Source organism: Candidatus Izemoplasma sp., from assembly GCF_982632705.1.
The window spans coordinates 1-2,573 of the sequence record NZ_CEXEES010000104.1 but is presented as its reverse complement, the minus strand read 5'-3'; the positions used below and the strand labels follow the sequence as shown (position 1 = coordinate 2,573).

The 2,573-nt window shown below is 32.6% G+C and carries 4 protein-coding genes; all 4 read left to right on the top strand.

The window, feature by feature from the left end:
- The first annotated feature begins 38 nt into the window (after positions 1 to 38).
- The 4 genes from AC2LE6_RS08855 (at position 39) to AC2LE6_RS08840 (ending at position 2,525) form a co-directional block, all read left to right on the top strand.
- Positions 39 to 467 (top strand): peptidylprolyl isomerase, encoded by a 429-nt coding sequence (locus AC2LE6_RS08855; protein WP_484478898.1) that lies wholly within the window; start codon positions 39 to 41, stop codon positions 465 to 467.
- A 68-nt stretch (positions 468 to 535) separates the two neighbouring features.
- The gene (locus AC2LE6_RS08850) at positions 536 to 1,024 is read left to right on the top strand and encodes a thioredoxin domain-containing protein (RefSeq protein WP_484478897.1); all 489 of its coding nucleotides are present in this window, start codon (positions 536 to 538) and stop codon (positions 1,022 to 1,024) included.
- Between the two features lie 10 nt (positions 1,025 to 1,034).
- Positions 1,035 to 1,859 (top strand): patatin-like phospholipase family protein, encoded by an 825-nt coding sequence (locus AC2LE6_RS08845; protein WP_484478896.1) that lies wholly within the window; start codon positions 1,035 to 1,037, stop codon positions 1,857 to 1,859.
- A 39-nt stretch (positions 1,860 to 1,898) separates the two neighbouring features.
- Positions 1,899 to 2,525, top strand: coding sequence for a hypothetical protein (locus AC2LE6_RS08840; protein WP_484478895.1), 627 nt, complete (start codon positions 1,899 to 1,901; stop codon positions 2,523 to 2,525).
- Positions 2,526 to 2,573: the final 48 nt, after the last annotated feature.

The following is a 2,573-nucleotide window of genomic DNA, read 5'->3' as shown; positions in this document are numbered from 1 at the left end:
ATAAAGACAATAAGAAATGTAAATATTAGGAGGACAATATGAAAGCAGTAATGACATTAGAAAAAAATGATAGTGTAGTAGAAATTGAATTATTTGAAAAAGAAGCACCAGGAACAGTTGAAAACTTTAAAACATTAATTGAAAAAGGATTTTACAATGGTTTATTATTTCACAGAGTAATTCCAGGATTCGTTGCACAAGGTGGATGTCCAAATGGGACAGGTACTGGTGGACCAGGATACAACATTCCATGTGAAACTGAAAACAATCCTCACATTCACGAAGTAGGAGCGCTTAGTATGGCTCACGCTGGTAAAAATACAGGTGGTTCACAATTCTTTATCTGTTATGACAGTTTTCCACATTTAGATGGTGTTCATACAGTATTTGGTAAAGTAACAAGTGGTATGGATCTTGTACTTGGTATCTCTCAAGGGGATAAAATCAAAGAAATAGTAATTAAGTAAATGCAACATACATAAAATTTTCATAATTTTATGTATGTTTTTTGTATAATAAGGTAAGAGGTGATTGGATGAAGAAGATTTTAGTACTTTGCATGGTTTTATTATTAGCAGGTTGTGATTCAAATTCAATGGATGGAAGTTTATTCTCAAAGAGTAGTAATGATTACATTGAGAATGGTGAAGTAGAAAACGATGAAGAACTTGATGAAGAGATAGTACTTGAATATTTTATGTTCAGTGCACTGAATGACTATTCTGAAATATTGATTCAAGATGGATCGTATATGGTTTATTACTATAGTGAAACATGTGGCGCTTGTGCGTCTTTCAAAGAAACGATGCTTACATTCGCAGATGAAGATACATCGGAGTATGATTTCTACTTAATGCATGCCCCTGATTTAACTGGGGAACGTAGTAGTGTTGTTCTTGGAGATGGTGGATTAACAGGGACTCCAACACTTATGATTATTGAGAATGGTGTAATTGTAGAATACTATTTAGGTACACTAGAAATAGGAGATTACTTAACTTCTATGACAGGTAGTACGGAGTAAGGAGAAACATATGAAGATAGGTTTGGGATTAGCTGGTGGTGGCGCTAGAGGCGCATACCAAGTAGGTGTTTGGAAGGCACTAAAAGAGCACGATATCGATCAATACATTGATGCAGTTAGTGGTGCAAGTGTTGGAAGCATAAACGCTTTATTGTTTTCAATGGGTGAATATGACAAAGCAGAAGAACTTTGGATGACACTAGAAAAAGATACATTGTTTCATCTAGATAAAGACACATTCAAAAGATTATTTAAAGAGAAATGGTCTTTCTTTACAAAAGGAATCTATAATACTTCAATATTTGAACGTATGATGGATGACGCTATTGATATGGACAAAATAGCAAATAAAAAAGTATATATTGCTACTACAAGTATCGGTGGTAAAAGAAAGAAGTTTTTTAGAGTGCTTAAGGCAAACTATAAATATCATTTCAAGAAAACAAAGGATAATCTGAAATTCCACACAATTGAACATTTAAATAAACAACAAATTAAAAAACTGGTTTTAGCATCTTGTGCGATTCCAGTTGTGTTTAAACCAATTACTATTGGGGAAGAAACATATTACGATGGTGGTATATTAAGTAACATGCCAATAATGCCACTTCAGGATTGTGATTGTGATAGAATTATCATTATTGATTTATTCAGACATAATTTTCATAGAAGAACAGAAAAGAATGATAAAAGAATCAAAATCATCTATCCAAAGAAGAACTTAGGCGGAATTCTTGATTTTAAACCAAATAAAATCAAACGAAGATTTGAACTTGGATACAAAGATGGATTAGAGTTTATTGAAAACAATAAGGACTTCTTAAGAGTAAATTAAACCAAACATCTCTACTATATTAGTGGAGGTGTTTTTATTATGAAAAAATTATTTTTTGTAAGTTTAATTATATTTAGTATTTCATTATTCACAACAGTACAAGCAGGAGACTACACAACCTATCAGGAAATCAAGTTCAAACACAGTGGGGCAAAACTGTTGTCACAGTATACAAAAAGTGATTATGATGATTTGTATGATCGTTTAGGGAAGAGGAGATTTTGGGGTTGGCGAACATTTGTGTGGTTCAAGGATGAACCTGTATACTATACAAGAGATACTTTGTATGTGATTGTGAATAAAGGAACAACCGCTATCAAAGAAGACATCACATTTACACGAGAAAGCATAACGACAAAACAATATGATGTGTCTGGTAGTATCGGTCTTGATGTTAGTGAAAAAAGTAAAGGGTTCAAACTTGGATTAGAAAGTAAGATTGATTTTAGTGCTGCGGTTAGTGAAAAAGTGACTGTGGAAGAAGAATATGAAATTGAAATAGAGGTAGATCCAAACACAAAACTTGAAATAAAAATAATGGGTGAGGGTAAAGTGACAAATGGTGTAGGACGATATTATAGATTTTGGTTCAAAGCGAAACAAGGCGGTTTCGAAATCTTTGTTGTTACGACCGAGTACTATAGTATTATTAAAGAACCGGTATGAGAAACTTGAAATATGTGTTACTTATATTATCGATATTACTTATTTTCT

Bases quoted from the DNA above. Each gene is read 5' to 3' on its own strand.
- AC2LE6_RS08855 (WP_484478898.1), top strand. From the start codon at position 39: ATGAAAGCAGTAATGACATTAGAAAAAAATGATAGTGTAGTAGAAATT.
- AC2LE6_RS08850 (WP_484478897.1), top strand. From the start codon at position 536: ATGAAGAAGATTTTAGTACTTTGCATGGTTTTATTATTAGCAGGTTGT.
- AC2LE6_RS08845 (WP_484478896.1), top strand. From the start codon at position 1,035: ATGAAGATAGGTTTGGGATTAGCTGGTGGTGGCGCTAGAGGCGCATAC.
- AC2LE6_RS08840 (WP_484478895.1), top strand. From the start codon at position 1,899: ATGAAAAAATTATTTTTTGTAAGTTTAATTATATTTAGTATTTCATTA.